24 protein-coding genes and 1 pseudogene are annotated in these 25,532 nt (G+C 42.0%); 17 read left to right on the forward strand and 8 right to left on the reverse strand.

Features of this window, described 5'->3' with window-relative positions:
- Positions 1 to 201 (forward strand): transposase (locus tag C1E99_RS04110; RefSeq protein WP_161943210.1); only part of this gene is annotated, 201 nt, incomplete at its 5' end.
- 49 nt (positions 202 to 250) lie between these two features.
- Here the strand turns inward: C1E99_RS04110 and C1E99_RS04115 are convergent.
- Both C1E99_RS04115 and C1E99_RS04120 read right to left on the reverse strand, forming a co-directional pair.
- Positions 251 to 571: pseudogene (locus C1E99_RS04115) on the reverse strand (GNAT family N-acetyltransferase); the annotation flags it as partial.
- A 128-nt stretch (positions 572 to 699) separates the two neighbouring features.
- A complete protein-coding gene (locus C1E99_RS04120) occupies positions 700 to 870 on the reverse strand; it encodes a hypothetical protein (RefSeq protein WP_238146205.1) in 171 nt (56 codons plus the stop codon).
- Positions 871 to 1,087: 217 nt separating this feature from the next.
- On the opposite strand from C1E99_RS04120, the gene C1E99_RS04125 reads away from it, so the two are divergent.
- Positions 1,088 to 2,848: a glycerophosphodiester phosphodiesterase gene (locus tag C1E99_RS04125; RefSeq protein WP_105206671.1), complete on the forward strand. Its 1,761-nt coding sequence runs from the start codon at positions 1,088 to 1,090 to the stop codon at positions 2,846 to 2,848.
- Positions 2,849 to 2,889: 41 nt separating this feature from the next.
- On the opposite strand, the gene C1E99_RS04130 is transcribed toward C1E99_RS04125, so the two are convergent.
- Entirely contained in the window at positions 2,890 to 3,189 is a 300-nt protein-coding gene (locus C1E99_RS04130) for a YbaB/EbfC family nucleoid-associated protein (RefSeq protein WP_105106846.1), read from the reverse strand.
- 436 nt (positions 3,190 to 3,625) lie between these two features.
- On the opposite strand from C1E99_RS04130, the gene C1E99_RS04135 reads away from it, so the two are divergent.
- From C1E99_RS04135 to C1E99_RS04150, 4 genes are all read left to right on the forward strand, one after another.
- Complete coding sequence (locus tag C1E99_RS04135) at positions 3,626 to 4,261, forward strand: hypothetical protein (protein ID WP_153060157.1); 636 nt, start codon at positions 3,626 to 3,628, stop codon at positions 4,259 to 4,261.
- 52 nt (positions 4,262 to 4,313) lie between these two features.
- Positions 4,314 to 4,508 carry a hypothetical protein gene (locus C1E99_RS04140; RefSeq protein ID WP_105206673.1) on the forward strand — a complete coding sequence of 65 codons (195 nt, stop codon included), beginning with the start codon at positions 4,314 to 4,316 and terminating at the stop codon, positions 4,506 to 4,508.
- A gap of 115 nt (positions 4,509 to 4,623) precedes the next feature.
- Entirely contained in the window at positions 4,624 to 5,793 is a 1,170-nt protein-coding gene (locus C1E99_RS04145; RefSeq protein WP_105206674.1) for an SIS domain-containing protein, read from the forward strand.
- 112 nt (positions 5,794 to 5,905) lie between these two features.
- Complete coding sequence (locus tag C1E99_RS04150) at positions 5,906 to 7,828, forward strand: fructose-1,6-bisphosphatase (RefSeq protein WP_105206675.1); 1,923 nt, start codon at positions 5,906 to 5,908, stop codon at positions 7,826 to 7,828.
- Positions 7,829 to 7,867: 39 nt separating this feature from the next.
- On the opposite strand, the gene C1E99_RS04155 is transcribed toward C1E99_RS04150, so the two are convergent.
- Entirely contained in the window at positions 7,868 to 10,138 is a 2,271-nt protein-coding gene (locus C1E99_RS04155) for a Xaa-Pro dipeptidyl-peptidase (RefSeq protein WP_105206676.1), read from the reverse strand.
- A 181-nt stretch (positions 10,139 to 10,319) separates the two neighbouring features.
- Here C1E99_RS04155 and C1E99_RS04160 point away from each other — a divergent pair, with 181 nt between their 5' ends.
- The 5 genes from C1E99_RS04160 to C1E99_RS04180 all read left to right on the forward strand — a co-directional run bounded on the left by C1E99_RS04160 (position 10,320) and on the right by C1E99_RS04180 (position 15,666).
- Complete coding sequence (locus C1E99_RS04160; protein WP_105206677.1) at positions 10,320 to 11,054, forward strand: CppA N-terminal domain-containing protein; 735 nt, start codon at positions 10,320 to 10,322, stop codon at positions 11,052 to 11,054.
- The gene (locus tag C1E99_RS04165; protein ID WP_105206678.1) at positions 11,051 to 11,992 is read left to right on the forward strand and encodes a serine hydrolase domain-containing protein; all 942 of its coding nucleotides are present in this window, start codon (positions 11,051 to 11,053) and stop codon (positions 11,990 to 11,992) included. The genes C1E99_RS04160 and C1E99_RS04165 overlap by 4 nt, the downstream gene beginning before the upstream one ends.
- Positions 11,989 to 12,528: a DUF1697 domain-containing protein gene (locus C1E99_RS04170; RefSeq protein ID WP_105145647.1), complete on the forward strand. Its 540-nt coding sequence runs from the start codon at positions 11,989 to 11,991 to the stop codon at positions 12,526 to 12,528. The genes C1E99_RS04165 and C1E99_RS04170 overlap by 4 nt, the downstream gene beginning before the upstream one ends.
- A gap of 93 nt (positions 12,529 to 12,621) precedes the next feature.
- A complete protein-coding gene (locus C1E99_RS04175) occupies positions 12,622 to 13,425 on the forward strand; it encodes a COG3942 and LysM peptidoglycan-binding domain-containing protein (RefSeq protein WP_105206679.1) in 804 nt (267 codons plus the stop codon).
- Between the two features lie 243 nt (positions 13,426 to 13,668).
- Positions 13,669 to 15,666: a hypothetical protein gene (locus tag C1E99_RS04180; protein ID WP_105206680.1), complete on the forward strand. Its 1,998-nt coding sequence runs from the start codon at positions 13,669 to 13,671 to the stop codon at positions 15,664 to 15,666.
- A gap of 217 nt (positions 15,667 to 15,883) precedes the next feature.
- Here the strand turns inward: C1E99_RS04180 and pflB are convergent, their stop codons facing one another.
- The gene (pflB, locus tag C1E99_RS04185; protein WP_105206681.1) at positions 15,884 to 18,229 is read right to left on the reverse strand and encodes a formate C-acetyltransferase; all 2,346 of its coding nucleotides are present in this window, start codon (positions 18,227 to 18,229) and stop codon (positions 15,884 to 15,886) included.
- 276 nt (positions 18,230 to 18,505) lie between these two features.
- On the opposite strand from pflB, the gene dinB reads away from it, so the two are divergent.
- The 6 genes from dinB to srtB all read left to right on the forward strand — a co-directional run bounded on the left by dinB (position 18,506) and on the right by srtB (position 24,209).
- On the forward strand, positions 18,506 to 19,600 hold the full coding sequence (dinB, locus tag C1E99_RS04190; RefSeq protein ID WP_105206682.1) for a DNA polymerase IV: 1,095 nt from the start codon (positions 18,506 to 18,508) through the stop codon (positions 19,598 to 19,600).
- Complete coding sequence (locus tag C1E99_RS04195; RefSeq protein WP_105108109.1) at positions 19,584 to 20,003, forward strand: Rrf2 family transcriptional regulator; 420 nt, start codon at positions 19,584 to 19,586, stop codon at positions 20,001 to 20,003. The genes dinB and C1E99_RS04195 overlap by 17 nt, the downstream gene beginning before the upstream one ends.
- Positions 20,004 to 20,138: 135 nt before the next feature.
- On the forward strand, positions 20,139 to 20,768 hold the full coding sequence (locus tag C1E99_RS04200) for an NAD(P)-dependent oxidoreductase (RefSeq protein ID WP_105206683.1): 630 nt from the start codon (positions 20,139 to 20,141) through the stop codon (positions 20,766 to 20,768).
- A 781-nt stretch (positions 20,769 to 21,549) separates the two neighbouring features.
- Positions 21,550 to 22,473 (forward strand): 1-phosphofructokinase family hexose kinase, encoded by a 924-nt coding sequence (locus C1E99_RS04205; RefSeq protein WP_105206684.1) that lies wholly within the window; start codon positions 21,550 to 21,552, stop codon positions 22,471 to 22,473.
- Positions 22,474 to 22,714: 241 nt separating this feature from the next.
- Positions 22,715 to 23,305 (forward strand): hypothetical protein, encoded by a 591-nt coding sequence (locus C1E99_RS04210; RefSeq protein WP_105206685.1) that lies wholly within the window; start codon positions 22,715 to 22,717, stop codon positions 23,303 to 23,305.
- 67 nt (positions 23,306 to 23,372) lie between these two features.
- Positions 23,373 to 24,209 (forward strand): class B sortase, LPKTxAVK-specific, encoded by an 837-nt coding sequence (gene srtB, locus C1E99_RS04215; RefSeq protein ID WP_105206686.1) that lies wholly within the window; start codon positions 23,373 to 23,375, stop codon positions 24,207 to 24,209.
- Between the two features lie 166 nt (positions 24,210 to 24,375).
- Here the strand turns inward: srtB and C1E99_RS04220 are convergent, their stop codons facing one another.
- From C1E99_RS04220 to C1E99_RS04230, 3 genes are all read right to left on the reverse strand, one after another.
- Positions 24,376 to 24,591: a hypothetical protein gene (locus C1E99_RS04220; protein ID WP_105206687.1), complete on the reverse strand. Its 216-nt coding sequence runs from the start codon at positions 24,589 to 24,591 to the stop codon at positions 24,376 to 24,378.
- Positions 24,581 to 24,874 (reverse strand): hypothetical protein, encoded by a 294-nt coding sequence (locus C1E99_RS04225; RefSeq protein ID WP_202863388.1) that lies wholly within the window; start codon positions 24,872 to 24,874, stop codon positions 24,581 to 24,583. The genes C1E99_RS04220 and C1E99_RS04225 overlap by 11 nt, the downstream gene beginning before the upstream one ends.
- Positions 24,864 to 25,532: Rpn family recombination-promoting nuclease/putative transposase (locus tag C1E99_RS04230; RefSeq protein ID WP_153060158.1), on the reverse strand; the 669-nt coding region annotated here is incomplete at its 5' end. The genes C1E99_RS04225 and C1E99_RS04230, both read right to left, overlap by 11 nt.

Below are 25,532 nucleotides of genomic sequence, written 5' to 3' on the forward strand. Positions count from 1 at the left end.
TTTCTAAAGGATAAAGACAAGGTTTTAAACGCTATGGAATTGCCTTATTCCAACGCCAAACTGGAAGCTACCAATAATCTCATCAAAGTCATTAAAAGAAATGCCTTTGGTTTTAGGAACTTTGAAAACTTTAGAAAACGGATTTTGATTGCCTTGAACATAAAGAAAGAGAGAACCAATTTCGTCCTCTCTAGGTGTTAGCTTTTCATCTACCCACTACAGTTGACAAAGAGCCTAAAAAATCAAGCTCTTAGGAACTTGATTTTTTCTTATGCTCTAACCATTCTTCTCTTAAAATACCATATTTGACTGAATCGTGATAATGTCCTTGCCAGTAACGGACCTTGCGGATTTGGGCTTCCTTGGTCATACCTAATTTTTCTGCAGTTCTCATCATGCCCTTGTTCCCAGACCAGGTGGTGAGCCCGATGTGTTCTAATTCTGCAAATTGCTGGAAAATGGCATCAATCCAGAGTTGGAGAGCAGCTGTGCCATATCCTTTACCCCAGACCTTATCGTCATAGATTTCAATCCCTATTTCGAGCCAGCGTGTTGGCTGGCACTCCCAGTATAGTCTTTTAGTTTACTTTTAGTACTAGGCAACGAGCCGCAGGCATAACTGGAGTTAGGCAAGGCGAGTTAACGAAGTAATAAAAGAAAAACTAAATGACGATAATAGCCCACAAAGCCGATAGGTAGCTAATCCACTAGGATTGCTCTGACACAATCTTTTTGTAGCCACTGGTAAAGTTCCAATGCTTGAAAATCTTCAAAAGTGGCACAGGCCTGGTAGTCATCAAAATAGGGTGCCGCAAACTCCTTCCAGCGAGGTGCGGCTTGACGGTGGCCAATTTTCCAAAGTGTATACAAATAATCTTCATACTCTTCGAAAATTAAAATTATCCGTTGTCAACTTGCCTTGATGAACCCCAGTTCTATCGTCGGCTTCGTTTCCTAGGCTATTTTTAATTTTCATTGAGTATCAGTCATCGGTGCAATTCTAATCATGAGAACCTCCTTTATTTTTCTAGTCTAGCATATTTGATGAAGGCTTGCAATTCCTAGTGGAATATGGGAAACTAGGTGTATGAAAAGGATACGACGTACATTTCAGAAAGTTTATTATAATTTAGATAAGATTTTACTGCTCTTTTTCACTCTCTTTGCCTTTATGGAATTTGTCTGGATACCACTTAATTCCTGGCTTTCGGAGAGTTTGCTGGCTATGACGGACCATGCCTATCTCTCACCGACTAATCTCTTTGCGGTATTTACAGAGAACTTGTTGGTGACGGGTTTATTTATCTTACTCTTTTTTGCCAATATCGCCATCGCCTACTTAGAACTCGCCTTGCTCTTTACGGGTGTTTGGCAGCTCTTGGATGAACGGGTCAAGCATTTGCCAGATTATTTACGGGATGTCCGAGATAGCATGCTGGCGATTATCCGCCATAGTAGCCTTCCAAAGGTCCTCTTTCTGCTCTTTTATTCGGTCATTCTCCTTCCGTTCTTACGACGGATTTTAAATATTTACTACTTCAATAAGATTGTTGTTCCACAGTTTCTAATTGATTATTTTTCTAACACCTTGTGGCTAGCCATCTTGATTTTTCTTTCGGTTTTCCTCTTCTTTTGGCTGGCAGCCCGCTTCATGTACGCTCTTCCAAAGATTTATTTTGAACACCGTAGCGTTAAAGAATCCATCGCCTATTCTTGGGAGAGAACCAAGGGGCGCCAGCAAATGACTTCCCTTTTGCGGCTCTTCTGGCTAGTGACCTCTCCAGTCCTCCTTTTTGCGGTGATTGGGATCTTGCTCTATGCTCTGCAATTGCTCCTAGAGAACCCCTTCCCCCAACTCTCCTTTGGACTAGCGGTCTTCTCCTATATCGTATTAAAACTGTCTTATTATGGGATAGTTGCCCTCTTTATGCTAGGATTTGTCAGCCTATTGACCGGCAAGAGATTGCCTTCCTATCGACGGAAACGCCTGCGTCATCGTCTGCGCCTAGCCATTCTAGGAGTCTCCAGTCTGGTCTTTGGCGTTCAGGGAGCCATGACGCTTTACTATCCTTATGAGAACCTGCCTGTGACCATCTCCCACCGTGGTGTTGACAATGGAAATGCGGTGCAGAACTCTATCGAGGCCTTGGAGAAAACCTCTCAGCTCCAGCCAGATTATATCGAGATGGATATTCAGGAAACCAAGGACGGCCAGTTTGTGGTCATGCACGATACAGACCTGACGGCTTTGACGGGCAATCCCGGAGGTACACATGATTATAGTCTAGCAGAGTTGACGGCCATGACTGCATCCGAAAACGGCATGACAGCTCCTGTCCCTTCTTTTGATGCTTATCTGGATAAGGCGGATGAGCTAGGGCAAAAATTATTGGTGGAAATTAAGGTGACAAACGCCGACTCGCCACAGTTGACCAAAAATTTCCTGAAGAAATATGGCCAACGTCTCCTTGCTAAGGGTCACCAAATTCAGTCCTTGGACTATAGAACCATTATCCAAGTCAAAGAATACAGTAAAAATCTAGTCTCCTTTTTTATCTTACCTTTCAACTCGATCTATCCGACAACCGTCGCAGATGGTTATACCATGGAATTTACCTCCTTAGACCAGAACTTTATGGTCAAGTCTTGGCTAAAAGGGAAGTTCGTTTACGCTTGGACACCCAACGATACGGATACCATGACGCAGATGGTTTTATTACAGGTGGACGGCATTATCACAGACAATATGACAGAGTTAAAGCAATTGCTGGAGGAATTGCAAACGGATCATCGATATTCTGACCACTATCTCTTGCAGTTGCAGTCCTTACTCTATAATTTTGAATAAACAAAGACGCGAGGGCCTGGCCCAATCGCGTCTTTTCTGTCTTAAAATGGTAATTTACCTGCAAAGGCACCAAGTTTCTTCTGAGTGGCATCGTCAACTTTTGCAAGAGCATCATTGACTGCTTGTATGGTCATGTCCTGCAAGGTTTCAAGATCATCAGCATCTACAACCTCAGGCTTGAAATCGATAGAAACCAATTTCTTATCTCCTGTAAAAGTAGCCGTAACCAAATCCTGTACGGAGCTACCAGTAAACTGAGTAGCTGCCAACTCAGCCTGGCTCTTTTCCATTTGCTTTTGAAGCTTCTGAGCCTGGCGCATCATGTTTTGCATGTTCATCATAATAATTATTCTCCTAAAAAAATCTTATGAATCTATTATAACATTAAATTTTGGATTTTTGTCGGTTTGATTAAATCAGTTGTATCAGTGCCCTGTATGAAATATTATCTTCTGAGCTGATGGAATGGTATAGACTGTAAGCTGTTTACATTCAGTTTATAAGTTATAGAATTCAAACATTCTTCTCACATATTTTGTAGGAAGATTGTTTTATTCTGTTCCCCTCACTCCGACACGTGTAGACTTAGGTGTCTCTCCATATAGAAACAAAAAAATATTTTTTCTTTCTATTTATACTTGTGGTGTTTATCTCTTTTGTTATAATGATTGTGTCAAAAAGGGTTAGAAAGGAATAGCGATATTTCTATCTGACTCTCATATCTGAAAATTGATGTATTGGAAAAAGTGGTTCAAGTTTATAAAGAGAGGTAAAGAAATGGGAACATATCCACATAGTTACGGAAGTGTCACAATTACAAGTCCTTCTATAGATGTATTTAAAGAAATTTTAACTACTGTAGATAGATTTCGAGAGATTGAAACGAAGAGTGGCAGTATTTCTCAAAATTATCTATCTATTTTTGATGATTCGAAGAATCCAGAACAGATTAGTGAGCGTGCTGATTCTGTTTCGGTAAGATGTGAGTTTGACCGTACTGGTAGAAGAGATTTTAAGGAAACGATTAAAATATTGATTGACAGTCTTCAGGAAATCAATCCAGTTTTAAAAGAATATTCCTTTAGTTTGTCATTTGATTATTTCGAGGATGAGTGGCCGTACAATGAGGGTTATTTAGAAGCTACTATCGATACGAGCTATAATGTTCAGTCAGGTAAGGTAATACATCATTCCATAAAAGAAATATATCACGAAGAAAATGCTGAATGGTTCCATGACTTTTATGGTCCAATAGAAGCATATTCTGATGATGAAGAAGATGGTGAATGGTTCCATGACTTTGAAGACCCAATGGAATATTGTTCTGATGACGAAGAAGTTGTTGAATGTTCTCTTGACTTTAAAGACCAAATAGAAGCATACTCAGATGACAAAGTTTTTCTAGAGGAATAGACTCAATTGAAAGTTAGTGGTGCGAGTATATGCGTGTTAAAAGGAGAAATGTATGATTTATGATACAGTAGATAAAATTTATAGTAAGATTGCTGAATATGCACGCAGGCCAGAGGGAGGAGTGCATCGATTATTGTTGATATACGCCCCGAAGGAACATTTTCAAAAGATTGCAGACCTAGCTCCTGAAGGTGATGAGGAATTAAAAAGAATATTGTCGGAAAACGGGATACATTTACGAGATTGATAAGGGATGGTATTGCCACGAAATTACATATATCAATCTATTTTAATTTGACTTTGTAAGCACTTTCTTGTATAATAAAAGAAAACTGGTTATAACCAGAAAACAAGGAGGAGCTATGTTCCGTTTAGCAAAAGAAGAATTAGAAAAATTGGGAGCCTTTATCACAGCGACTGAGATTTACCAACAGCCTGGCTTGTGGAAAGAGGCTCATCAACTATATCTTGACCAGTTGGAGAAGATTGAAGCCTTCCTAACAGCCATCAAGGACAAGCATGACTTTGTTCATGTGATTTTCACAGGTGCAGGGACTTCAGACTTCGTTGGTCAAAGTATTGCCAACTACCTCAACCAAGTTAATGACTTGAAACACATTCGTTTTTCTGCCATTGGTACGGTTGAATTGGTTGGTCGTCCACACGATTATTTACAGGCGGATGTCCCAACAGTTTTGGTATCCTTTGCTCGTTCAGGTAACTCCCCAGAAAGCGTCGCAGCGGTAGAAGTAGCTAAGCAATTGGTTGACCAGCTTTACCAAGTGACCATTACCTGTGCATCAGAGGGCAAGTTGGCACTTGCGGCTGAGGGGGATGTGGAAAATCTCCTGCTCTTGCAACCGGCTGGTTCAAATGACAAAGGATTTGCCATGACAGGCTCTTATAGCTGTATGGCTCTGACAGCCCTCCTCGTATTCTCTCCAGCCAGTCAAGAAGAAAAAGCTGCTTGGGTTGAGACCATTGCCCGTCTAGGTCAAGATGTCTTAGACCGCGAGGATTATGTACAAGAATTGATTGACCTTGATTTTGAACGAGTGATTTACTTGGGTTCAGGTGGCTTCTATGGTGTAGCCCACGAAGCACAGCTCAAGATTTTGGAATTGACGGCAGGTAAGATTGCGACCATGTACGAGTCCCCACTGGGCTTCCGTCATGGACCAAAATCATTCATCAATGAAAAGACCTTGATTTTCCTCCTTGCATCAAACGATGCTTATACTCGCCAGTACGATGTGGACTTGCTCAATGAGGTGCATGGTGATGGCATAGCAGAGCGGATTGTTGCCTTGTCGGCTGATAAGCTAGCAGGTACAGAGGCAGCTAATTTTGTCTTGGCAGAAGGCGGAGCAGATTTACCAGATGTCTTCTTGACCTTCCCTTACATCATCTTTGCCCAAACAGTATCTATCATGGCAGCTGTCAAATGCAAGAATCTACCAGATACACCATCCCCAACAGGCACCGTCAACCGTGTGGTGCAGGGTGTGATTATCCATCCATTAGAAAAATAGGCAGTCAAAAACGAGTTGCAGTCGCAGCTCGTTTTCTTTACTTGCAATCGGAGGAAAATTTAGTTAGACTAAATGAGTAACCGCTTTCTATTTTGGCTTGGAAGGAGAAGAAATGGACAGATATTATCGTTTACTCAAAGAAAAGTTTCCAACTAAATCAGCCGTTATGACAGAGCTCATCAATTTAGAAGCTATTCAGCATCTCCCTAAGGGGACTGAATATTTCGTCAGTGATTTGCATGGTGAATTTGAGGCATTTGACTATTTATTGAGAAGTGGAGCAGGTCTTATAAAACATAAGATCAATGATTGTTTTGCGGCGGAGCAAGATGATAAAAGGGTATTGGAGGAACTCTCCTTATATATTCTATATCCAAAAGAAAAGATGGAGAGGGATGTAAGCCAGTTCGGCGAAAGTGGTCTAGAGACTCGTCTGTTAGCTATCCTTCCTTTGATGTTGGAATTTACCCGATTTTTAGGTGAAAAATACAGTCGTTCCAAAGTTAGAAAGGCGATGCCAAAAGAATTTGCTTATATTATCGAAGAATTGCTGGCAGAGAGTGAAAATAGGGCTGCAAAGCAAAAATATGTTACCGCTATTTTAGCCAAAGTCGCTCAATTAGATCAATTGGAAGAGTTAGTAGAGGCCTTATCACTGTTGATTCAGCGACTCAATGTGGACCATTTACATGTGGTTGGGGATATCTATGATCGTGGTAAAGATCCTGATCGAATATTAGATACCCTTCTTCAACATCAATCGGTTGATATTCAGTGGGGCAATCATGACATAACTTGGATGGGGGCAATTTCGGGCTCACTTGTCTGTTTAGTTAATGTGATTCGGATTGCTGCTCGCTATAATAATTTAGAATTATTGGAAGAACGATACGGGATTAACTTGCGTCCCTTAATCGCTTATAGTCAAAAATATTTTTCCTATCAACAAGCTTTTGAACCAGTTTTAGATGGGGAAGAATTAAGTCAAGCAGAGTCAGTCCTATTAAATCAATTGCAGCAGGCAACAGCACTATTGCAATTTAAATTGGAAGAACAGTTAATCGAACGCAGACCAGAGTTTAAATTGAACCATCGAAAACTCTTGAGTCAGGTAGATTTTGTTACGAATACCATTTGTTTGAACGGAGTAGAGTATCCATTGGATGGTCTAACCACAGAAACCATTGATCAACAAGAACCAACCCAGCTCAGCTTGGAGGAAGTAGCGCTTCTGCAACAGTTAAATCACAGTTTTCAGCAGTCTGAAAAATTACGCCGCCATGTTGATTTTTTATTTGAAAAAGGTAGCATGTACCTGGTCTACAATCAGAATTTGCTCTTTCATGGCTGCTTACCTCTACACGAAAATGGAGATTTCAAGTCGTTAAGAATAGATGGAATGGCTTATGCAGGTAAGGCCTTGCTCGATTTTTATGAAGCATCCATTAGAAGGGCGTATAAGAATCCAGAAATTCAGGATGATCGTGAGACAGACCTCTTTTGGTACCTCTGGGTGGGAGAAAGTTCCTCTTTGTTTGGAAAAAAAGCGATGACGACCTTTGAGCGATATTATATTTCTGATAAAACGACCCACTTTGAGGAGAAGAATGCCTATTATCGCTTGCGCAATCAAAAGGATATTTGTCAACTGATTTTAGAGGAGTTCGGTTTAACTGCTGACGGTCGTATTATCAATGGACATACACCTGTGCGTGAGAAAATCGGGGAAAGTCCCATAAAAGCAGATGGACAGATGTTGGTGATTGATGGCGGCTTTGCAAAAGGCTATCAGGCCAAGACAGGCTTAGCTGGCTACACATTGGTTTCCAACAGCTATGGATTACAACTGGTTGCCCACAGGCCCTTTACAGGTGTTGATACAGTCTTGGCTGGGGGAGGAGAGATTATTTCTGCTCAACGATTAGTAGAGGAGGTGCATCATCGGATATTGGTAAAATCCACTACAATCGGTTCTAAGCTAGCCAAAGAAATTCAAGAGTTAGACTATCTTTACCAGAATTTTGAAGAATTATAAATAAGAAAACGAGTTGCAAATGCAGCTCGTTTTCTTGTCTTATAGGCTTGGGATATGGATGGTTGACTGCTCCAAATCAATCGAAATGGTCCAGTCGCTATTGTCCCGAATGGTGCACTCAAAGTCGGTGGTGTAGAGAATCAGCTCCAAGACATCGCCTTTTTTCAGCTGATAAATGGTCGGCTGCAGTTTCCAGCTCAGGTCCATCCACTGGTCTGGCACCACTTCCTCGACAGTCATTAGGTCGGTGCGGTTCTGCAGGTTCATAAAGCCCTTGGTCACCAAGCGTTGCGGCATCTCCACATAAGGCAACTCCACCAGATTTTCTTGGGCATGGTAGCGGCCGTTGTCCAGACTTAACCGTGTTTTCGGCGTTGGGATTGGGGCTAGGCGTTTTTTATTTCCCTTGTCCAATAGCTGAGCAGATAAGAGGCCCTTGGCTACACTAGAAGATACGCGGAGTTTCAGCGTGACCTGTCCGTTAATCAGGAGATCCTCCGTTATTGGCAGTTCCATGCTGATTTGATTGGCCTTGCCTGTATAGAGGTCTTGGTGGAAGGATGGATAGGCCTTGCCGTAGCGGTCAAAATCTTCTTGGGCATAGTGATTGGAGATGGTCTGGCTTCCAGTTCCCAGTGGCAAGACAGCCTCGTTCTCACCGCCAAAGGTTTCTAAGGTCGTCCAGGTTTGCTCACCGCTGTTGTCCTGACAGATGACCGTTGGCAGTTGGTAGTTGTTCTCGTAGCCCAGCAGTTTTTGGCTGAGCAGGGCATTCATAGACTCGCGGAAGTCGATAGACTGCCAGTTGTTCATATAAACGTGGGCACCGTTGTGGAAGAAGAGGTGCTTTTTGATGTGACTTGGCAGGGCATGGAACATATTCCAGACATGGATTGGCTTGACATTCCAGTCCTGTGAGCCATGGGTAAAGACGACTTCACACTTGACCTTATCAGCGTGGAGCAGATAATTGCGGTCCTGCCAGTATTGGTTGTAGTCACCGCTAGTGCGGTCCAGAGCAGCTCGTTCTGCAGCCAGTCCTTTTTCGTAGGCTTCTTTGCTACGGAGGAAGTCCCCTGCTTGCAGGCTTTTCGAGTAGGTCAGGGCTGTCAAGCTGTCCAGATCCTCGCCTGGATAGCCACCAGGGCTGGTTACCAGCCCGTTTTCACGGTAGTAGTCATACCAAGAGGAAATCCCCGCTTCTGCGATGACGACTTCCAATCCGTCCACGCCAGTTGTTGCCAAGGCATTGGACATGGTCCCTAGATAAGACAGTCCCGTCGTCGCCACCTTACCATTGGCCCAATTAGCCTTGACCTCAAGTGAGCGAGTGTGGTCTGTGTAGGCCTTGGTGCGACCGTTCAGCCAGTCAATCACCGCTTTATAGCCTTCTACCTGCTGGTAGTCGCCAGATGTCATGTAGCCCGTCGAACCCAGAGTGCCGACCCCAGACACATGGAGGCTGGCAAAGCCACGAGCGAGGAAGTAGTCATTGAGGGAGTATGAAGTCATGTGGCCCAGTTTTTCGGTGGCAAGGCTGACGGGTAGCTCTCGCTGGTCCAAGTCTAGCTTGGTGATGCTGGTCTGATTGACCTCAATGGTGCCAGCTGGTTTTTCCGCCAACTCCCCTTCCATCTTATGCAGGGCCTTATCGCTGGCTACATCGTTAACTCCTTGATGATAAGGACTGTTTGTAATGACCGCAGGGACTTTCCCGTCAAAGTGAGGACGGAGAATAGACAGCTTGACAATATCAGTCTGGCCAGTCCCAGCCGTATCGACAGGCGTTTCGACATAGACTACCTCTCGAATGAGGTTTTTGGTTGAAAAGGTCGCTAGAGATTTACCGTTGAAGAAGTGGTAGTGGTTATCTTCTGGAATGAAATCATCGCTGACCAGCTGGTCAATCAAGGTGTTTCCGGACTTGGTGCGGGTATTGAGGAGCTGGTAGAGGTTGTCAATGATGTCCCCATAGACAATCGGGAAATTGCTTTTCTCCACGAAGTCCATGACATCTGTATAATCCACACCAGGCACGAAACCCAGCAACTGAAAGGCGACTTGGTAGAAAATCAGGTCAGTCAACTCACGGTCAGATTGGAAGAAGGTCAACAGGTCGGTATCCCAGTCTGCAATCATGTTTGATAGGGCAAAGTCGGTGTTGGCTGTCAGGAAATGGCACTTTCTGACAAAGACTTCTAGATTCTTCTTGGGACTAAAATCGGTCTGTAGTTCAAAACTAAGGGCTTTTAACTCTGCCAGAGCAAGGGCTTGTTCTTCTGGAATGAAAGAAAATTGGTTAAAACGCATCTTTTTTCCTCTTTTTCTGTGCATAATCTATAGTAACTATTATATCGGATAAAAGTGGCTTTGTCTAAGATTTGTCAAAAGAATATTCGTATATCTATGTAGAAATTGACAGTATAATTAGTTGTAAAATAGTGTTTTTTTTTATACAATATTCTAGTATTATTGAGAAAGAAGAATTATCGTGTTGAGAAAAAATGATGAGATTGTACCCGTTTTAAGAGTGAATAATCGCGGGCTCAATCAAGCCTTCCTAGAAGAACAACTAGGAATGAAAGTACAATTAGAAGATGGACCATTTGCTGATTTTGGGGATAGAACTAGTCCAGCAACAAAATTGGTGTTGATGGAATCGCCGGGCAATCGTACCCGTGCTGTTAAGGGACTTAAAAAATTAAATAAAATTGTCATTAAAGTAGAAGAAGCCAGGGAAATTGAGGCCTTGCTAGCTCGAGGAACTGTTTTCACCAAGCTCTACAAAGGGAAAAATGGTTTTGGTTTTGAGGCCCTCTCTCCAGAGGGAGATAGCTTCTTGCTTCATGCGGAACAAGCTGTTGAGGAGTTGACTGCTATTCTTCCGCCCGTGCATTTTACTGGTCAAGCTGATTTTTCAGGTTTGACTGCTTTTGCGGTGGAGTCTGTTTGGATCAATACCCCACAAGCAAGTGTCAGTCAGGATTTTTATGAGGCTATTCTACCTAACCAGGATTTTTTACGTTTTGTAGGGGCAGAAGGTGATGATTTAGTCACTCCAGCAGAACAGGTTTGGGATTTGGATAGCTTGCGTTTCCCTATTGAGCAGGATTTTGACTGGGCAAACTTGGAAAGTCAATTGGAAGGTCCCTTCTTTAAAGATAAGAAAGAAACCTTTATCCAAACGGTTGACCCAAGCGGCATTGAATTGTGGTTTGAAAAATGAGACAAGCAATTTTAGACAAGATTTCAGAGCAGATTGAGCAGGGAGTCTATCCTGGTGCCAGTCTGGCTCTTTTTTCTAAGGGGCGATGGCAAGAGTACTATCTAGGGACCCAGGATGGCCATACGCCAGTTGAGGCGGGTTTGACCTATGACTTGGCCTCAGTATCAAAGGTGGTTGGAGTAGGCACTCTTGCGACTTTTTTGGTTAATAGCGGAGCTTTGGAGCTAGATAGGACCTTGCAGTCTTATTATCCAGCTTTTGCGGATAGTCAGGTTACCATTCGGCAATTATTGACCCATACTAGTGGTATTGATCCTTTTATTCCCAATCGAGATAGTCTGGATGCCGACCAATTAAAAGAAGCGATTTTGAAGATTAATGTGACGGAGAACAGGGACTTTTTCTATACTGATATCAATTTTCTCTTGCTAGGCTTTTTGCTGGAAGAACTGGGTGGAGCTAGTCTGGATCAGCTAATCAGACGAGACGTTCTAGAGCCCTTTGGCATGTCCCAAACCTCTTATGGGCCAGTCAGTCAGGCGGTGCCGACGGTGCGTGGTGTAAAAGCAGGTGTGGTGCACGATCCTAAGGCGCGTGTCTTGGGTGTCCATGCGGGTAGTGCGGGTCTCTTTTCGACGGTCAGGGATTTGGAAATCTTCTTGGATCATTATCTGACAGCGGACTTTGCGGTAGATTTGACCCAGGACTACGGCTTTGATGACAAGCGCAAGCGGTCGCTGGCCTGGGATAAAAGGGGGGACTGGTTGTCCCATACGGGCTATACAGGGACCTTTATCATGTACAATCGTCCCTTGCAGAAGGCTGCGATTTTTCTCTCCAACCGAACCTTTGACAAGGATGAGCGAGCCCAGTGGAAGCTGGATCGAAACCAGGTCATGGCCTTGATTCGCCAAGTCTTGGAGGAAGAGGTGGAATGAGATATGTTCTTCTACTGAGAGGAATCAATGTTGGTGGTCGTAACAAAATCGTGATGGCTGAATTGCGTCAAGCAGTGGAAAATTTGGGTTATGATAATGTTGAGACCTACATTAATAGTGGCAATCTTTTCTTTGATGCAAAAAAGAAGAAAGAGGAGATAGAGGCGGACTTTCGAGATTTCTTTGCCAGCCACTATCCATTTGTTGAAGCTTTTTCACTTTTGAGTGCAAGGGACTATGCGACAGAAGTAGCACAGCTCCCAGCTTGGTGGCAAGAAGAATTGGCGAGAAAGGATGTTCTCTTTTTCACCGAAGGATTGGATAAGCAGGCTATGGTGGACTATATTCAGTCCTTGCATCTAGGTGATGAAGTTCTACATCTCTCCGAGCATGCTATTTATTGGGGAAAATACTCTGAGAGTAGTTATCTACAAACAGCCTATCACAAGCAGTTGGCAAAGTCCCCTTTTTACAAGCAGGTCACCATTCGAAATGGCAATACATTTTCCACCCTATCAAATTATTTGATGCCTTGAATAAGAAACGCGATAGTTTCAGATTTGTAATGATTTTGACATAGTTATTAAAAGAAAATCCTGATAAAATAAAAGTATGTTTAGGAGGTGTTTATGAAAAAGTATCGTAGCAAATTAAGTGTACTTGTAGCTAGTCTGGCTCTTAGTTTTTCGGTGACAAGTAGCATTGCAGCAGACAGTCATCTCGTTGTTGAAGGTGACTACATTTATTCCATTGCTGACCAATATGGTGTCGATCCCTATCAGCTTGCGGAAGCCAATGGCATGGATATTCTAGGCGTGATTACTCCTGGTCAGTCATTGACTATTCCCGGTTTGAACAGCCAAGAAGAGGTAGTTGTCGAAGCAAGTGCCAATCAAGCTGAGTATGTAGTACAGCCAGGAGATTCCCTTTATGGTATAGCAGATGCATTTTCATTAGACATCTACGCATTGCTTACACAAAATCAGTTGACACTAGACTCTCAACTACAGCCAGGACAAATTTTAAATTTGACAGAAACTATTTGGAGTCAAGCAACAGCTTCAGCTACTGATAGTTACTATTTGCCAGGCTATGAATACGAGCCAGGTATCAATTACCCTGTTGGTCAATGTACATGGGGTGTACAAAAAGTTGCTCCTTGGGCAGGCGACTGGTGGGGCGATGCTGCATCCTGGGGAGCCAATGCGGCGCATGATGGATTCCGTACAGGAACAGTGCCAGAAGTCGGTGCTATTATTTCCTGGAACGATGGTGATTTAGGGCACGTTGCCTATGTGACAGCTGTCAACGAAGAAGGGCAAATCCAAGTCCTTGAAGCCAACTACCGTGGCCAACAGTGGGTGGATAATTTCCGTGGCTGGTTCTATCCAACGGATACCGCTGGAGAAATTACATATATTTACAATAACTAAGATGATAAACCAGTATCGAATAGGATGCTGGTTTTTAGTGTTTGAATGAAGAAAAGGACAAACAGTGTAGTAGCCCACTCCCAAAATAGCTTTGGAGCTCTCAAATGATAAACTTAATTGTATGCTGTTTCTAATTCATTTTCCATATGATAGGTTTCAAGAAATAAATTGCGATTAATATAACAAGTTTACAAACTCTAAATATAAATGTATAATATAGTTATCACATCAAAGGAGTTTCATATGAATAAGCGAATGGTTGTAATAAGTAATATCGTACTGATATTAACAAGCTTTGGTATTGTTACCGCTAGTTTTTCTGGAGAGATGGCGAATCCTGTCCTTGCTGAAGAAACGATAGAAACTCAATCAAGTGAACAGGCTCTCGTTGTTCTGAAAGATACAGTCCTTGAAAAATTACATGCTTTAGCTGGTGGTACAGGTGCAGATCAGGTATTCTTTAAACGTGTTAGTCTGACAAAAGAAGGTCAAATTCAAGCCTATGCTGATGTTGATACTGTGATTCAAAACATCCAACGAGAAAGTTTTCGAATGGATTTAATTGAAGAGATCCGTACTCAGGCAAATAGACTATATAAAGAAAATGGATTACATCGCGAAGATAGTTTTGTAGCCCTTTATAGCCATCAGCGTCCAGAATCTAATTTGCCAAGCGCTATTCGATATGGTTTTGATGAAGCCAAACTGACCTTATCAGATATCTATAGCTATCAGCTTGAGGGGTTGTTGAATCAGTATATAAAAGACGACAACGAACTCATTCGAAATAAGCAGTTTATTTTGCAACATCTTCAAAATTATATCCCTAAAATAAAAGATGTTTTAGAAGTACAAGGTGAATACAATCGTGTGCTTAGATTGTTCAATGCCCAGGATGAGGGAGAAAGAAAGACTGAGTTTGAAGCATTTGCTGATGAAATGGTCCGCGACATATCGACATCATTGCAACAAATCATTTGGTCAGATAAGGAATCCATACTTGCCAAAATCCAAAAATTTGAAACGCGCATACTTGGCACACAGCTTGAACGTTCTGAACTTGAAAAAGCAAAGCAGGAGTTGGAGGAACTTAGTCAACAATATACTACAAAAATCCAAGCCTTGCCACATATTGATTCGACTGCTGATTGGAACTACCTTACAGTATCCCAGTCAGATTTGGAGAACGCAAAAACAGTTGAAGAAATCAAATCCATTATTGATAATAATCAACTGAATTGGCAGTTCTTTTATAAAAAGTTACAGGAAATAAGTAAGGCACTAATTAAAATTAATGAATTAGAAAAAAGTCTAGGTGGAGATGGGACGACCACTTTCAGAATCCCAGGTCAAACTGCAGAAGTAAGCAATGAAACCCCATCAAGTCCGAAAAGTTCGGCTACAGTTTCTACATCAGAAGACTTTGTAGCTACTAAAGAGACGGTTCAAAAAAGAAATATTGATGTCATGACACAGGTCTGGAACATCTATTATTCGGCTACTGAAGAAGAATTTTTGAAAAATCAAGTGATTCTAGATCAAGCCCTTCACCTTGAAGAGAAAAGCATTCAAGTTGAACATGAATTAGTGGAGGAATATAATAGTAGAATTGATAAAATCAATGAGCTATCCTCCAGTATACGCCATGAAACATGGATTAAGTTTATTTATCCAAAAGATTTTTATCTCATAGAAGCCCTGCACTTGGCAGGGAATAAGTGGTCAAATTTGGATGAAATAGAGAATCATAAACAAAAGGTTCTAGCTTGGATGAAGGAGTTTGATGTCACCTTCTTGACGGAAAATAATGCTACAGAACCAAAAACAGATTCAAATCATTCTACAGATTTAAAGAATACAGGCTCACAAAGTGAGGTACCTAGTAATACAACTACTCCACAATCATCTAGTGGTTCCACTTCAGCTAAATCAACTGAAAATAATAAGAATCAAACAACAAATTCCTCTACTCAAGTGGGAAGCAATAAAAATGCGAATGAGCAAGGTCAACAGCAAACAAGCAAAGTGACTACAAGCGCAAATGCTAACTCACAAGCTACCAATTCTTCTATGAACAAATCCACCAAAGGAATCAGCCAGGCAAATAAAGCAAAAGTTACAAGTAAAGTTTTACCCAAAACTGGACTAGAAAGTAACAACCTAAACTTACTTGGTATCCTCATTATTGCAACAGCGATTCAAATCATGGCTCTTGCTAAAAGACGGAATGAAACGATATAAGAATTTGTAGATTTCATAATTGATTCAGTGTGATACCTCCCATCCCCCTCGAACCGAATTTCGGGAGGGGATTTTTTATGAACTGGTTCTGTATCCTTCCGAAAATCTGCGGCGCATCCTTCCGTTCGCTCGCTATCCTTCCGCAAATGTGGGAGGTTTTTTGATACAGCAAAAAAGGACTCAACAATGAGTCCTTTAGAGTTTCTTATCAGCAAAATTAAGCTTGGCCTGAAACTTCTGCAGCGTGGTCATCCATTGAAAGAACTTCGTGGAAGACACGTTGTGTCAATTCAGTTTTTTGTTCTTTAGTGAGGTACTTGGTGTTTACGCAGTATCCAGAGATACGAACGATAACATCCTCACCAGCCATGATTTTCTCGTAAACGTCGTTCAAGTCCATAACGTTCAAGTTAACGTGCTGACCACCTTGCTCGAAGTAACCGTCAAGGATGGTTACCAAGTTTGATACTTGCTCATCGAAGGTCTTACCAAGTGCTTTTGGAGAAACCTGAGTAGTCAATGAGATACCGTCGTTGGCATGGTTGAAGTTGAGCTTAGAAAGGGTGTTCAAGTTTTGCAACCAACCACCACGTGATTTAGAAGTTGGGTTAGCACCTGGTGGGAAGAATTCCACTTTAGAAGTGTTAACTGAGCCATCTTCGTTGAGGAATACACCACGGTGAACAGGTGAGTTACCAGTTTGTTTAGAGTAAGCAACGTTTGAAGTGATGGTCAAGATAGAAACTGCAGCTTCTGCATTCTTGTAAAGTTTCTTGTTAGCAAGACGAGTATAGAATGCTTCCATGAGCCATTTAGCGATGTCGTCTACACGGTCATCATCTTCACCGTAACGTGGGAAGTCACCTGTTACCTCGTAGTCGTAGATGAAGCCATCTTCGTCACGGATTGGTTTAACCTGTGCATACTTGATAGCTGACAAGGAGTCAACAGTATTGGCAAAACCACAGATACCGAATCCCATGTTTGCACGAAGGTGAGTTGGCAAGAAGGCCATTTGAACTGCTTCGTAGTTGTACTTGTCTGTCATGAAGTGGATGATGTTCATGGCATCTACATAAGTATCTGTCAACCAGTCAAGGGCTTTTTCAAAGTTTGCGATAACTTGGTCGTAGTCAAAGATTTCAGAAGTGTTTGGCTCAACGCCGTCAAATACTTTATAGTCTTTGTGAACATCATCGTAACCGTTGTTCCAGCTTGAAAGAAGGGCTTTCAAAACGTTAACACGCGCACCGAAGTACTGGATATTGTGGCGTTTGTCTTCGCTTTCTGGGTCAAGTGGAGACACACAGCAAGAGATACAGCTCATTTCACCATAACCGTCTTTGGCCATTGTTGTTACACCTTCATATTGGATAGAAGAGTGTTTGTGGCTCATTGCCATACAGTAGCGACGGAAAGCGTATGGAAGTTGGTCAGACCAAAGAACTGTCAAGTTTGGCTCTGGAGAGTTACCGATGTTGTCAAGTGTGTTCAAGAAACGGTAGTCCATCTTGGTAACACGGTGACGACCATCGTTACCCATACCTGCCATAGATGTTGTCAAGAATGTTGGGTCACCAGAGTAGATTTCGTCGAAGGCTTTTGTACGAGCGAATTTCACTGTACGAAGTTTCAATACGAAGTCATCAACAAATTCTTGGATTTCTGATTCAGTAAATGTACCACGAGCCAAGTCACGTTCTGCGTAGATATCAAGAACGATTGGCACACGACCAAGAGAAGTTGCCGCACCGTTGATAACACGGCAGACTGCCATGAAGGCGATGTTTGTCCATTGAATTGCTTCTTTGGTATTCATCGCAGGCTTACGCACATCAACACCGTACATATCACCCAAGCGAACAACTTGTTGAAGAGCTTGGTACTGCATGTTGATTTCTTCACGAAGACGGATTGACTCTTCATCGATTTCAGTAATCGCATTCCAGTCAGCGACTTTTTCTTCCATCAAGTAGTCAGCTCCGTAAAGTGCCAAACGAGCATACATACCGATGATACGGCCACGTGAGTAAGCATCTGGAAGACCAGAAACGTGGTGTGAGTGGCGAGCACGGCGGATGTCAGCTGTGTAGGCACGGAAGATACCGTCGTTTACAGTTGTAGCGTGTTTTGTATAGATTTCATGAAGAAGTGGGTCTGGAGTATAGCCGTTCTCGATAAGCGTTGTTTCAGCCATACGAATACCACCACGTGGCATGAAATTGAGTTTGAAGAGCTCATCGTTTTGGATACCAAAGATGAGTTCGTTTTCTTTATCAATGAAACCTGCTGGGATGTCAGCGATAGAGGTAGCACGATCTACGTCCATTGGGAAGCGAGTGTCTTCGTAGCCAGCTTTTGTTTCTTCAATGATTTTCTTGATATGGAGCGAACGCTCAGTTGGGCCAGCAAGGAAACTTTCATCTCCATCGTAAGGCGTATAGTTGGCTTGAACGAAGCGAGTGACACTTGCTTTATCTTGCCAGTCTGTACCTTTGAAGCCTTCCCAGGCCTGGGCGAAAATGTCTTCAGTAACATTTTTAGTTTTTACTTTTGTTGACATGAGGGTTCTCCTTCAAAATAGTTTTTTTATTCACATAATTCATTATATCATGTGTAAGCACTTTCCACAAGATAAAAATGCCTGAAAATAAATTGAAAATATTTTCAAGCAAAATGTAAAGAATTAGAAAATATTTGTTAACAATTTCACGAATAAAAAATTTGTTCGACCAGGTCTTTTCTACTGAGTAGAATAATGAATGAGATTTACAAACTGTCACTTCTGTCAATTTGATGTATAATAGTGCTATTGACGACTCGGCAGAAAGGAGTAGCCATGTTGATTTTTCCGCTGATTAATGACTTATCTCGAAAAATTATTCATGTAGACATGGATGCTTTTTTTGCTGCCATTGAAGTCAGAGATAATCCTGATTTAAAAGGTAAACCTGTTATTATCGGGGCAGATCCGAGGTTGTCTGGCGGTCGGGGAGTCGTGTCTACCTGTAATTATGAGGCGCGTGCCTTTGGTATTCATTCGGCCATGTCCTCCAAGGAGGCCTATGAACGTTGTCCACAGGCGATTTTCATTTCTGGGAACTATGAAAAATACCAGGAAGTTGGGCGACAGGTTCGAGAAATTTTCCATCGCTATACGGATCTAGTGGAGCCCATGTCCATTGACGAGGCCTATCTGGATGTGACGGAAAATAAGCTGGGAATCGGGTCAGCAGTCAAAATCGCAAAACTCATTCAATACGACATTTGGAATGAACTCCATTTGACAGCCTCTGCAGGTGTTTCTTATAATAAATTCCTAGCCAAAATTGCCTCCGATATGGAAAAACCGCACGGCTTGACCTTGATTTTGCCAGAGGATGCTGTTGAAGTATTAGCTTCCCTGCCTGTTGACAAATTCCACGGTGTCGGTAAGAAAACGGTGGAACGTCTGCATGAGATGGGAGTTTTTACAGGGAAGGATTTGTTGGATGTGCCAGAGATGACCTTGATTGATACATTTGGCCGTTTTGGCTATGATTTGTATCGGAAGGCCAGGGGCATTTCAAATAGTCCAGTCAAACCCAATCGAGTGCGCAAGTCTATCGGAAAGGAAAGAACCTACCGCAAGCTCCTTTATCGTGATGAAGATGTGATGAAAGAACTGGTTAGTCTTTGCAAACGGGTTGAAGCTAGTTTGGTCAGAAACGAAAAAAAGGGCAGGACCATTGTCTTGAAGGTTCGCTATGGAGATTTTTCGACCTTGACAAAACGGCATAGTTTGGAGGATGCTACAAATCAAGTGGACGTGATTGAAAGAGAAGTTCGGCAACTATTTGAAGAGGTTGGGCAGGCTGAAAAAGGGATCCGCTTATTAGGGGTGACCGTTACCAATTTCATGGAAGGAGATAATCAAATTGCAAATATCGAGTAGATTTACCATTGCCAGTCATATTTTGGTCTTGCTAGCCTTGGAGGGAGAAAAGGAAAAACAGACCAGCACCAGTATAGCAGGCAGTGTGGGTGTCAATCCTGTCATTATCCGCAATATTCTGGCTCAGCTCAAAGAGGCAGGCTTGGTTCAAGTGGCGCGTGGAGTTGGGGGCGCCCGCTTGGCACAGGCTCCGGACCAGATTACTCTCCTTCATGTTTATCAGGCTGTAGAGTTGTTTGGAGAAAAAGGCCAACTCTTCGGCTTTCATGAGCAGCCCAATCCAGCCTGTCAGGTAGGTCGTAATATACATCCTTTACTAGATAGTCGTTTAGAAAATGCCCAGTCCGCTTTGGAAAGAGAGTTGGGACAAACGACCATTGCTGATTTATTGGCAGAATTGTAGCCATATTTCAAGAAAAATCATCTTTGTGGTGATTTTTTTAATTTTTTCAGTTGTAACGCTTGACATTACAACTAAACAAGTTTATACTGTTGTTGTAAACAAAAACATTACAACAAAATAAGTGAGGTATACAATATGAAATTAGCAATTATCGCAGCCAACGGTCAAGCAGGTCAAGCCATTGCCAAGGAAGCAGTAGAGCGTGGTCATCAGGTGACGGCTATTGTTCGTTCTGAAAACAAGAGTGCGGCCCAAGAAGTAATCCAAAAAGACGCTTTGGATTTGACCAAGGAAGACTTGGCTGGATTTGATGTGGTGGTCAATGCCTTTGGTGCTTGGACGCCAGAAACCTTGCCAGGTCACAGTCGATTGGCTGAGCATCTAGCAATCATTCTTGCTGATAGTCCAACTCGTCTCTTGGTGGTTGGTGGGGCAGGCAGTCTTTATTTAGACGAGAGCCAGACTGCTATGCTGAAAGATACACCAGATTTCCCTTCGGAATACCTACCAATCGCTGAAGCTATGGGAGCAGGTCTTGCTATCTACCGTCAGGCGACAGCTATTAACTGGACCTATATCAGCCCGGCTGCTGATTTTGATGCGGAAGGTCCTAAATCAGGTGCCTATACTCTCGCTGGTGAGGTCTTCCAAGTCAATGCTCAAGCTGAAAGCTATATCAGCTACGCTGACTATGCAGTGGCTCTAGTTGACATTGCTGAAAAAGGTGGTTACAGCAAAGAACGTATTTCTGTATTTGCAAATTAAATAAAACATAATCGAGGAGTGATAAGCTTCTCGATTTTTTTAGAACCCGTATTCACAAGTAAAGTGTTTTTTTGATAAGAGACAGTTTTGCACTCATCAAGGCAGATTTTTTGAGGGAATACTGACTGTATTTTGAAAAAACTAACGAAGAGTAGCTGGAAAACTAGCCTTAGGTGGAAGGGCTGAACAGAGAGTGCAGGTTATTAGGTGTAACTCCTCTTAATGCCACACGATGTTAAAATGATGTTATTTTATGGTTAGGGGGTGACTACTTTGGAGACCCATTGGTACTAGATTGTTTAATGGTTTGATTTTTGTTATAATGTGCCTTGCCCCCTCAACATGGAAGGGAGGTGAGTTATATATGGATGCCTTCACATCCTTTCTTGTCGCTACATCAAGCGGTATTGTTATTATACTGTTTGAGTATTGGTTAAATAACCGTGACAAGTAGCCCTAGGGGCAAAAGAAAAACCCTCAGCAAGGCAGGCTGGGGGTTTTGAGTTATATAAGAATGTCCTTCACAACTTTCTTGGTTGTATTATACCTTAGTATGCTTTTGTTTGTCAATTATTTATGAGCTATTGATTGCTGTTTCAAAGAATGAGACAGCTTTTTTATTTATCTTGATGAGAGTACGATACATATTTTCAATTGTCATCTATATTAAAGTTCCTAGTCTGTATGGTTCAAGTATTGGCAGATTGTATTGAATTGTTATCTTTTTATTTTCCTTTACATATAGTATAATAATATAAACAAAACCAAAAAGGAGACCACCATGATTCACTTGATTTGTCCCAATCCAGCCCTAGATCGCACCTTGCTTGTGGAGAAGATTGAAAAGAACATTCCCCTCCGTCCGACAGAGGTCAGGGATTACCCCGGTGGCAAGAGTTTCAACGTAGCCTATGCCCTCCGTGAAAATGGTGTGACCGACTATACCATTCATACTATTTTGGGTGGGCAGATTGGTCGCTACATCCAAGACCTCAATGTCCAAAAGGGAAATCATTTACAGGTGGTTGGAAATGACCAGAATACTCAAACCTGCAATATCTATGTAGAAACCAGTACAGGTGATGTGGTGCTCTTCTATGAAAAAGGCTTTGAACTGACAGAGGAACTGCTCAATCAATTCACCCAACAGATTGAAAAGAGCCTACAGGCTGGCGACATCCTAGTCTTTTCAGGCAGTCTCATGAAGGGCATGCCTGACAACTACATTCAGCAGTTTATTGAAAAATACCCAGAGGTTCTGACCATAGTGGACACCAGTGGACCAGCTTTACGTGCTGCTTATCAAGCTCGCCCAGCCTTGATCAAAATCAATAATGAAGAACTCAAGGACATCTATCCAGAGCTGGATGAGGAAAGTCCAGAGGATATTTTGCGGATACTAAAAGAAGTAACACCGCATGACAATATCATCATTACCATGGGAAGCAAGGGCAGTCTGGCTAAGATTGGCCAGCGTTACTTCCGTATCCAGTCGCCAAAGAAAGAAACACGCAATCCCATTGCGGCAGGAGATTTTTACCTGGGCTTGCTAGTTAAGGGGATCAGCCAAGGGCAAGCTCCTGAAATCTTCTTGAAAGAGGCAGCAGCCTTTGCGACTGCCAACTGTCTCAACTATTTCCCAGAGGTTGAAGAGAGACAATTTGTAGAGCTAGTAGAAAAAATTGTTTTGGAAGAAATCAATTAATCGGAGATGATGAACAATATTATAGAAGAAAGATTATATCTAGACCAGCTATCAATCCAAATTAGGCAAATTTTATGAAATGTTTCTAGAAAGTTTCAATATTTCAAGAAAATGAAGTTAATATAAAAACTTTTTTAAAAAAATCTTAAAAAAGGGTTGACATAGATAAAAAGTTAATTTATAATCTAAGTATCTGCATAGGCAGAAACTATATATAGAAAATCATAAGGAGTTTTTTATCATGAAAAAAACATTCGTAACTTTGGCTACAGTTGCAGCTTTGGTTGCTGCAGCAGCACCAGCAGCAGCTGTAATTGCAAAGGAAGGTTCTGGTTGGGCTTCAGAAAATGCACCAGGTGTTATTAACAATTCTGGTTCTGGTGATGCTAAAACTGTTGATCCTAAAGCAATTGTTAAAGCAGAAAGAGCTGAATGGGATGCAGAATTAGAAGCTAAAGCAAAAGCAGATGCTGAAGCAGCTGCAAAAAAAGCAGAAGAGGAAGCATTCAATAAAGCAAATGCAGCTGGCGAAGCTGGTGTTTGGGCACCAGAAAACACTACACCTTCATCTACACAAGGTCACTATGATGTATACCTTCAAGGTAAACAACAAAACATCCCAGGTGAGCAAGGTTACTCTCCAGCTGAAGAGAAAAAAGCTGAAGAAACTGTTGCAACTGAAACTGCAGCAGGTGCAGCAGCAGCAGGTAACGGTGCAGCAGCAGGTAACGGTGCAGCAGCAGGTAACGGTAAAGCAGCAGCTAAAACTATAGCAGCAGCTAAAACAACTACTGGTGCTAAAACACTTCCAAAAACAAGCGCAGCTAAATAATTAGTTCAAGCTTAATAATATAAAGTTGCCTTCTTAGGCAACTTTATTTTTATAGGTGATATGAAAAATGAAAAAATTACAAAATAATAAACTGATTTTAGCGCTCTTGAGCTTGTTGGCTGTCGTAGGGATTGCCATTGGTGGATTATTCCTTTTAAACGGTGGAAGCTCATCAAATGTCACTAGCAGCAAGCCAACTTCTGCAGTTCAGTCAAGCTCATCTACAGGTCAAACCTACCAACTCTCAGATGAAGAGAAGAAAAGTTTAACTGAGCAGTTCGATGGACTCAAGGCCATCAACAGCGACACGATTGCTTATGTTTATGCTCCTGGTACCAATTTGGACGAGCCTGTTGTTCAAACAACTGATAACTCGACCTACCTCTCAAAATTGTTTGACGGCTCTGGCGAAGATCCATTCATGGGTACAGTGTTCATGGACATGGATAACAAGAGTGACTTCTCAGATCAATTGACATGGCTCTTTGGTCACGCACGTGGTTCAAAAGTTCCAGACAGTCGCATGTTCAACGATGTCAACTACTATGACGATCAGACTTTCTTCAACGAACATCCATACGTGGTGATTCGTACACCTGAGAAAATTCATTACTACCAAGCAGCCTTCATGATTATCGTTCATGAAAGCACTGCCTTCTACCGTACAAGCTTTGACAACAACCAACAGTTCGTTGAACAGTTGACAGCTGTCCGCGAAGGTGCAGTAACAAAAAATGACTCCGTTCAAATCAGCGAATCAGACAAGTACGTTGTTCTGTCAACCTGTCGTGAAGACGATGTGACGATTCGTGCTAACCTTTATCTTCGTGAAATCCCTGAATCTGAACTTGCTGACTTCGTCGCTGCAAACAAAGACAAATTAAACTATGTACCAACTCGTTAAGAGTCAACATAGTTAAACACCTGAATACATGCTTTCAGGTGTTTTTTGATACCCAAAATTTTTGCTAGGACCAAAAGAAAAGCCACCAGAATCATTTCCAGTGACAAAAGATACTCATTACAATATCCTTACTTCCTTAAAACCTATATTCAGTTCCACTTTCTAACTAGAATTGACTGCGGTAGGCTGCCACCTGTTCAACGGTAAACTCAGTAGCAATGGCAATCATTTCATCGGTTAGATTCGCATTTATCATGCGTTTCAAAGTATCTATCTTTTCAGCATCCATACCTTGTTCAAATCCATCATCAAACTGTTCCTGCATGTTAGCGTAGTAACTAGCGGCTCGGTGCATGTGAATCAATTCAAGTTTAGACTCCATACTCAGCACCTTCTTCTATTTGGAATTGACTTCGATAGGCTGCTACCTGTTCAACGGTAAACTCAGTAGCAATGGCAATCATTTCATCGGTTAGATTCGCCTTCAGCATTCGTTTCAAAGTATCTATCTTTTCAGCATCAATACCTTGTTCTATGCCTTGTTCAATGCCTTTTTCAATACCTTGTTCTATACCTTTTTCAAATCCGTCTTCAAACTGTTCCTGCATGTTAGCATAGTAACTGGCTGCTCGGTGCATGTGAATCAATTCAAGTTTAGACTCCATATTCAGTACCTTCTTCAGAAACTAAACTCTTACGTAATTCCCTTACTTTTTCAATAGGCATTTTCATCACCAAGGCAATATTCTCATCAGAAATTCCAACCTGAAGAAGAGAGTTCAACACCTCTTGAGTTTTTTGTTCAATACCTTGTTCAATGCCTTTTTCAAATCCGTCTTCAACACCTTCATCATACCGCTCCTGCATGTTAGCGTAGTAACTAGCAGCTCGGTGGTTCCATACTTCAATCATTTTTCGTTCCTCCTGTGTCCAATTGTTTACATCCAATAGATATTCTGCCTTTTGGATGGCACTGGTTTGTTTTGAGCTAAATTGTTTGTTAGAGAAGAATTCCATCCAAAGTTGTTGCTTCCTAGCCATTTCTCCCGTTTGCAATTTTTTCAGCTCAACAATGACCATCTCGAAGGGGTTTCGTGCTTGTTCTTTTTTACCAAATGGCATCTGTAAAGCCTGACCGGTTTCTGAATCGGTGATGATAAAGGAATGGACAGGTCTGTCGTCTTTAAAGTAGTTTGTTCCAACAATCGCGATACCATAGACTGGCTGGATTTTATCGTACATTTTATGCGTTTTCTTGGCTTTTTTTCGGGCCTTTGGCAGGCTGTCGACCAGATGTTGGCAAATATAAATCCATAATCGCTT

The organism is Streptococcus suis (assembly GCF_002964045.1).
GTDB lineage: Bacteria > Bacillota > Bacilli > Lactobacillales > Streptococcaceae > Streptococcus > Streptococcus suis_U.

Excerpts from the sequence above, each read along its gene's own strand:
- C1E99_RS04140 (WP_105206673.1), top strand. The coding sequence starts at position 4,314 with ATGATTTATGATACAGTAGATAAAATTTATAGTAAGATTGCTGAATAT.
- C1E99_RS04225 (WP_202863388.1), bottom strand. The coding sequence starts at position 24,874 with ATGGAGTCTAAACTTGAATTGATTCACATGCACCGAGCAGCCAGTTAC.
- dinB (WP_105206682.1), top strand. The coding sequence starts at position 18,506 with ATGTTGATTTTTCCGCTGATTAATGACTTATCTCGAAAAATTATTCAT.
- C1E99_RS04150 (WP_105206675.1), top strand. The coding sequence starts at position 5,906 with ATGGACAGATATTATCGTTTACTCAAAGAAAAGTTTCCAACTAAATCA.
- srtB (WP_105206686.1), top strand. The coding sequence starts at position 23,373 with ATGAAAAAATTACAAAATAATAAACTGATTTTAGCGCTCTTGAGCTTG.
- C1E99_RS04130 (WP_105106846.1), bottom strand. The coding sequence starts at position 3,189 with ATGATGAACATGCAAAACATGATGCGCCAGGCTCAGAAGCTTCAAAAG.
- C1E99_RS04165 (WP_105206678.1), top strand. The coding sequence starts at position 11,051 with ATGAGACAAGCAATTTTAGACAAGATTTCAGAGCAGATTGAGCAGGGA.
- C1E99_RS04135 (WP_153060157.1), top strand. The coding sequence starts at position 3,626 with ATGGGAACATATCCACATAGTTACGGAAGTGTCACAATTACAAGTCCT.
- C1E99_RS04220 (WP_105206687.1), bottom strand. The coding sequence starts at position 24,591 with ATGGAGTCTAAACTTGAATTGATTCACATGCACCGAGCCGCTAGTTAC.
- C1E99_RS04200 (WP_105206683.1), top strand. The coding sequence starts at position 20,139 with ATGAAATTAGCAATTATCGCAGCCAACGGTCAAGCAGGTCAAGCCATT.
- C1E99_RS04210 (WP_105206685.1), top strand. The coding sequence starts at position 22,715 with ATGAAAAAAACATTCGTAACTTTGGCTACAGTTGCAGCTTTGGTTGCT.
- C1E99_RS04125 (WP_105206671.1), top strand. The coding sequence starts at position 1,088 with ATGAAAAGGATACGACGTACATTTCAGAAAGTTTATTATAATTTAGAT.
- pflB (WP_105206681.1), bottom strand. The coding sequence starts at position 18,229 with ATGTCAACAAAAGTAAAAACTAAAAATGTTACTGAAGACATTTTCGCC.
- C1E99_RS04205 (WP_105206684.1), top strand. The coding sequence starts at position 21,550 with ATGATTCACTTGATTTGTCCCAATCCAGCCCTAGATCGCACCTTGCTT.
- C1E99_RS04180 (WP_105206680.1), top strand. The coding sequence starts at position 13,669 with ATGAATAAGCGAATGGTTGTAATAAGTAATATCGTACTGATATTAACA.
- C1E99_RS04175 (WP_105206679.1), top strand. The coding sequence starts at position 12,622 with ATGAAAAAGTATCGTAGCAAATTAAGTGTACTTGTAGCTAGTCTGGCT.
- C1E99_RS04145 (WP_105206674.1), top strand. The coding sequence starts at position 4,624 with ATGTTCCGTTTAGCAAAAGAAGAATTAGAAAAATTGGGAGCCTTTATC.
- C1E99_RS04155 (WP_105206676.1), bottom strand. The coding sequence starts at position 10,138 with ATGCGTTTTAACCAATTTTCTTTCATTCCAGAAGAACAAGCCCTTGCT.
- C1E99_RS04170 (WP_105145647.1), top strand. The coding sequence starts at position 11,989 with ATGAGATATGTTCTTCTACTGAGAGGAATCAATGTTGGTGGTCGTAAC.